Raw genomic sequence first — 5,547 nt, forward strand, 5'->3', positions numbered from 1 at the left:
CGCTCCGCGTGGCCGAGGACGCGCTGCCCCGCTACGTCTCCGGCGTGCTCGCCCGCCTACAGGAGGTGTGGGTGTCCGGCCAGATCGCGGACCTCAAGTCCAAGGTCCAGCGGATGAGTCCGGCCGCCGACCCGGAGGGGTACTCGGCGCTGTTCGGCGACCTCGTGGCGTTGGAGGAATACCGGCGCGGACTGCTCGAGCAGGCCGTGGGCGCCACGCCCGACATCGCCTGAGCTCGCGATTTGGTCCGATGGTCGCCCTCGCACTAAGGTGAGTTCTCGGTGTCCGACGTGCTCGTCGGTCACCGGCAGCAATCCCCCATAGCTCAATTGGCAGAGCATTCGACTGTTAATCGAAGGGTTTCTGGTTCGAGTCCAGATGGGGGAGCAGTAGATCAGGCCGGAGGAGACACTCCTCCGGCCTGATCCGCATTTCGGGGTTAGCCGGGCTGGAGTGTCCGGAAGTCGCCGCGGTCGAAGTCGACGCGGAACCGCCTGGAGACGATCCGCCAGCCCGCGGGGGTCCTGGTCCACAGGTCGGAGTACTCGCCGAAGCACTCGTAGCTCAGTCCGGCCTGGTCTCCCGTCCCGAGGTGAAGCACCCGCGCGTACGTCAGACTCCTCGCCCGGTCCTCGTCTCCGTCGAGCGCGAGGTGCACCCTGTGGTTGCCCAGCAGATGCTGGGAGGGGCCACACCCGCCGAGGTGGTCCCGCACCGTCCGGACGATCTGCTCCCGACCGGCCGCCCCGTACCCGGTCGCGGATTCGGTGAACAGCTCTCCCAGCCCGTCCCAGTCGCGGGTGTCCAGAGCGGTGGCGATGTCCGCCATCCGCTCGATGATCTGGTCCCTGTCACTGCTCATCACCTTTTCCTAGCAGGGATCGCCGGGCGATCTCAGCCTTCGTCGTTAACCTGGCGCCATGACCGACGCCGAAGTCACCCTCTCGACCGGCCGCGTCCGTGGGACCGAGCTCGGTGACGTCGTCCGCTTCTACGGCATCCCGTACGCCGAGGACCCGGTCGGCGAGCTGCGCTTCGCCTCCCCGGTCCGTAGAGCGCCGTGGGACGGGGTCCGTGATGCGACGAGGCCCGCCGCCACCGCCCAGAGGCTGAGGTTCGACCCGGACCCGGCGATCCCCGAGCCGATCGTCGCGGGCACCGACATCCTGCACGTGGACGTGTGGGCGCCGGCGACGGGTTCCGGGCACCCGGTGATGGTGTGGATCCACGGGGGCGGCTGGGAATCGGGGTCGTCCCATCAGCCGTGGTTCGACGGTGCGACCTTCGCCCGCCGGGGGATCATCGTGGTCTCGGTGGGCTACCGCCTGGGTGTCGAGGGCTTCACGCCGTTCCCCGACGCCCCGGACAACCGCGGGATGCTCGACTGGATCGCCGCCCTCGAGTGGGTCCGGGACGAGATCGCCGCGTTCGGCGGAGATCCCGACAGGGTGACGGTCACCGGGCAGTCGGCCGGCGGGGGAGCGGTGCTGTGCCTGTTGGGTTCACCGCCGGCGGCAGGGCTGTTCCACGGGGCGATCGCGGCGTCACCGGCGGTCCTGCGGGCCCCGGCGACCCGCCCGCCCAAGGGGATCACCGCGGAGGAGCTGGCGGCCGGGGGACGTGGCGCCGTGGACGAGTTCCATCGGCGCCTCCGGCGCGAGAACCAGTTCACGCTCCCGTTCCGTCCGGTGGTCGGAGGCGAGACGGTCCCGGCCCCTCCCCTCGAGGCGGTCGCCGCAGGCCCTTCAACGAGCGTCCCGCTGCTCATCGGTTCCACCGCGACGGAGTTCGAGGCCGTCTCGGACAAGCTCCCGGGTCCGGCGCTGGTGCCGGGGGCCGCGTTCATGGCGGTGTCCCAGCAACTCCCCAGGCAGGGGCTCAGGGCGCTGGCCCGGCAGTCGAACGGCCGGTCTCTGCGACGGAGCGTGGGCGCGGTGATCGACGCGGCCGCGATCCACTCCACGGTGGCCCGCGCAGCCGAGACCAGGGTGGCCGCCGGCGACCCGACGTGGGTGTACGACTTCTGCTGGACCGGGGGAAACGGGCCCAGGCACTGCGCCGACCTTCCGTTCTTCTGGGCCGTCCCGGACGGGGAGAACGTGGAACGCTATCTCGGTGCCCCGCCGCCGGCGGGTCTGGTCGAGGGGATGCACGACTCGTGGGTCGACTTCGTGACCACCGGCGATCCGGGTCATCCCGCCTATGAGTCGCCCGAGCGGCTGGTCATGGCATGGGACGACCCGCCCTCGCAGGTCGCCGACGGACTCTCGGCAGTGCGTGCCGTCTGGTGGCCGGAGGACCGGTGAGGGGTCTTGCTACGATTGCGCGGCACGTGCCGGTGGATGCTCCCGGCGCGTGCGGGGGGCTATAGCTCAGTTGGTTAGAGCCGCGGACTCATAATCCGCTGGTCGCGGGTTCGAGCCCCGCTGGCCCCACCATCACGACGCCGATGCGCCGACCACCCCGGGTCAGTACGCCAGACCCATCCGCAGCGCTCCGACCGCCTCCGAGAGCGCGGCGCGCGCGAGCGGGGTGGCGCCGACGGCGTTGACGAACGGGTGGACCATCGTGGAATGCCGGCGCAGCGAGACCTTGACGCCGGCGTCGGCCATCTTCCGCGCGTACGCCTCGCCCTCATCGCGCAGCGGGTCGAACCCGCCGGTGGCGACGTGCGCCGGGGGCAGGCCGGAGAAGTCCTCGGCCAGCAGCGGGGAGGCCCGCGGGTCGAGGCGGTCGTCGTCGGAACGCAGGTAGGTGTTCTCGTAGAAGTCCATGTTCTTCCCCGTGAGGAAGAAGCCCTCGCCGAACAGCTCGAACGAGCGGGTCCGCGTCGACATGTTGGTCGCGGGGACGAACAGCAGTTGGAAGTCGGGGGTCTTCTCGCCGGCGTCGCGGGTCTGTTGACACACGACCGCCGCCAGGTTCCCGCCCGCGCTGTCGCCGCCCACCGCGATGCGCGTCGGGTCGACCCCGAGGGACCCGGCGTTGTCCCGCACGTACCGGAACGAGGCCAGGGCGTCCTCGGCCGCCGTGGGGAAGAGGAACTCGGGGGCCAGACGGTAGTCCACGCTGAGAACCTTGAGGCCGCCCATCCGCGCGATGTACCGGCAGGTCGCATCGTGGGAGTCGATGCTCCCGAGCACCCACCCGCCGCCGTGGAAGAACACGAGCATCGGCAGCGCTTCGTCGCCGTGGACGGGGGAGTACAGGCGGGCGGGCAGGTCGGCCCGGGCGGTCTCGTCGCCGGGCTGATCCGTTCCGGCGAGCGGGAGGACGAGGTCCTTGACGACGGCGAGGTCGATCCGGTTCCCCGAGACGGTGTACGCCGACCGCTCCACCGTCTGGCGTGCCTGTTCGACCGGCATGTCCTCGTACTCGCCCTCGGACAACAGGGACATCACCCGGACCCCGGCCTGGAAATGCGGGTCCAGCACCTGGCCGTCGATCCTCCGGGGGGCGCCACCTGCCAGCTGGATGACCGGACCGGGTAGAGAACCAGAGGCGGTCATGGCCGCCTTGGTGAGGCGGTCGGCGATCGAGGGGCGGAAAGTCCTGTGTCCGGACATCGGTGAGCGCATTGCCACATTGTGCCGAGGATGGAGAGGATGATCGGGGAGAATCGACGAAGGGACTGGTCATGCGTTCAGATTCGGACCCGGTGGTGCACGTCGAGGGCCTGGTCAAGACGTTCGGCGCCACCCGGGCGCTCGACGGCCTGGACCTCGACGTCCGCCGCGGCGAGGTACACGGCTTCCTGGGGCCCAACGGTTCCGGGAAATCCACCACCATCAGGATCCTGCTGGGTCTGATGCGGTCCGATTCGGGACGGGTGACCCTGTTCGGCCGCGATCCGTGGCGCGATGCGGTCGACCTCCACTCCAGGCTGGCGTACGTCCCGGGGGAGGTGACGCTGTGGCCCCGCCTGACCGGCGGCCAGTGCATCGACATACTGGGACGAGCGCTGGGGGGACTGGACCCGGCACGCCGCGACCAGCTGATCGAACGCTTCCGCCTGGACCCCACCAAGCGCACCCGTGACTACTCCAAGGGGAACCGGCAGAAGGTCTCACTCGTGGCGGCCCTGGCGTCCGGCGCCGAACTGCTCGTGTTGGACGAGCCCACCTCCGGTCTGGATCCGCTGATGGAGCAGGTGTTCCAGGGCTGCGTCCGGGAGGCCGTCGACGGTGGTTCCACCGTGCTGCTCTCCAGCCACATCATGGGTGAGGTCGAGGCGCTGGCCGATCGGGTGAGCATCATCCGCGACGGCCGCACGATCAGCTCGGGCACCCTGGGCGACCTGCGCCGCCACACCACCACGGAGGTCCACGCCGTCACCGACACCGATCCCCGCGCACTGGAGACCGTGGGCGGGGTCGACGGTCTGCGGTTGGAGCGCTCCGGGGACGGGCGGTTCGACGTCCGCTGCCACGTGCCGGCAGAGCGGCTCGCCGAGGTCACGGGGATCCTGCACGCGGCCGGCATACACACCCTCACCGCCACCCCACCCAGCCTGGACGACCTCTTCCTCTCCGCCTACTCGGGCGCGGGGGCCGCAGGGGGACCCGCAGAGGCGGGCACGACCCCCGGCGGGTCGCGGTGAACTCCGCATTCGCCGGCACAGGCCTGCTGGCCCGGATCGACCTGCGGACGGGGTGGCGCTCCGCCGCCGCGTGGGTCCTCGGGCTGGTCGCGCTGTATCTGCTCACCGCCGTCTCGATAGCGGCCCTGTACGACACGCCGGAGAAGCTCGCCACCTACTCCGCCTCCCTGGGCGAGGCGATGGTGATGCTCAACGGACGTATAGCGGGGCTCGACACCCTGGGTGGGGTCATGATGAACGAGTACGCGTTCATCGCCTCCTTCGCGATCCCGATCATGGCGATCGCCCTGACCGCTCGGTCCACCCGCCGGGAGGAGGAGACCGGCAGGACGGAACTCCTCCTGTCCGCCCGGACGGGTCGGCTCGCCCCGGTCACGGCGGCCCTCGTCGTCGTCGCCGGCGTGTTCCTCCTCCTCGGCGCCGGAATCTGGGCGTCGACGCTCGCCATCCCGGTCGACCGGACCGGGGCCGCGCTCTACGCGGCGTCGATCGTCGCCACCGGATGGGTATACGCCGCTGCCACTGCCGTGTTCGCGCAGGTGGTGGCCCACAACCGCACCGTGTGGGCGACGGGCATGACCTTGGCCGGACTCACCCTCGTCCTGCGGGGGATCGGGGACACCAACGAGAACTGGGTGAGCTGGACCTCCCCCCTGGGGTGGCACGGGTTGGTCCGGCCGTTCGGGGACCCCTCCGCACTCCCGCTGGTGGTGGCCGTCGTGACGGCCGGAGCTCTGTCCGCCGCCGCCCTGTGGCTCTCCGGCCGCCGCGATGTCGGCGCCGGGTTGGTGCCGGCCCGGACGGGCTCGGCCACGGCGTCGAGGTGGCGGGCGTCCGAGCTCGGCGTGGCGGTACACCAGCACCTCGGTGCGTTCATCGGATGGACGGTCGGGGTCGTGGCGCTCATGACCATGTACGGCGCCCTGATGAACGTCGTGGTCGAGGCA

General features: G+C 70.7%; 4 protein-coding genes, 2 tRNA genes and 2 pseudogenes. 6 read left to right on the forward strand and 2 right to left on the reverse strand.

Features of this window, described 5'->3' with window-relative positions:
* Positions 1 to 233 (forward strand): annotated as a pseudogene (locus G6018_RS15605) (DNA primase); the annotation flags it as partial.
* 81 nt (positions 234 to 314) lie between these two features.
* Positions 315 to 387, forward strand: a tRNA-Asn gene (locus G6018_RS15610).
* A gap of 52 nt (positions 388 to 439) precedes the next feature.
* Here G6018_RS15610 and G6018_RS15615 read toward each other — a convergent pair.
* The gene (locus tag G6018_RS15615) at positions 440 to 862 is read right to left on the reverse strand and encodes a nuclear transport factor 2 family protein (protein ID WP_182611191.1); all 423 of its coding nucleotides are present in this window, start codon (positions 860 to 862) and stop codon (positions 440 to 442) included.
* Positions 863 to 920: 58 nt separating this feature from the next.
* On the opposite strand from G6018_RS15615, the gene G6018_RS15620 reads away from it, so the two are divergent.
* Positions 921 to 2,306: a carboxylesterase family protein gene (locus G6018_RS15620; RefSeq protein WP_182611192.1), complete on the forward strand. Its 1,386-nt coding sequence runs from the start codon at positions 921 to 923 to the stop codon at positions 2,304 to 2,306.
* A gap of 55 nt (positions 2,307 to 2,361) precedes the next feature.
* A tRNA-Ile gene (locus G6018_RS15625) sits at positions 2,362 to 2,438 on the forward strand.
* Between the two features lie 30 nt (positions 2,439 to 2,468).
* On the opposite strand, the gene G6018_RS15630 is transcribed toward G6018_RS15625, so the two are convergent.
* The gene (locus tag G6018_RS15630) at positions 2,469 to 3,578 is read right to left on the reverse strand and encodes an alpha/beta hydrolase (RefSeq protein WP_241730530.1); all 1,110 of its coding nucleotides are present in this window, start codon (positions 3,576 to 3,578) and stop codon (positions 2,469 to 2,471) included.
* A 59-nt stretch (positions 3,579 to 3,637) separates the two neighbouring features.
* On the opposite strand from G6018_RS15630, the gene G6018_RS15635 reads away from it, so the two are divergent.
* Both G6018_RS15635 and G6018_RS15640 read left to right on the forward strand, forming a co-directional pair.
* Positions 3,638 to 4,600 carry an ABC transporter ATP-binding protein gene (locus G6018_RS15635; RefSeq protein WP_179524983.1) on the forward strand — a complete coding sequence of 321 codons (963 nt, stop codon included), beginning with the start codon at positions 3,638 to 3,640 and terminating at the stop codon, positions 4,598 to 4,600.
* Positions 4,597 to 5,547, forward strand: a pseudogene (locus G6018_RS15640) (hypothetical protein); the annotation flags it as partial. The gene G6018_RS15635 and the pseudogene G6018_RS15640, both read left to right, overlap by 4 nt.

Source organism: Dietzia sp. DQ11-44, from assembly GCF_014145205.1.
Classification (GTDB): domain Bacteria; phylum Actinomycetota; class Actinomycetes; order Mycobacteriales; family Mycobacteriaceae; genus Dietzia; species Dietzia natronolimnaea.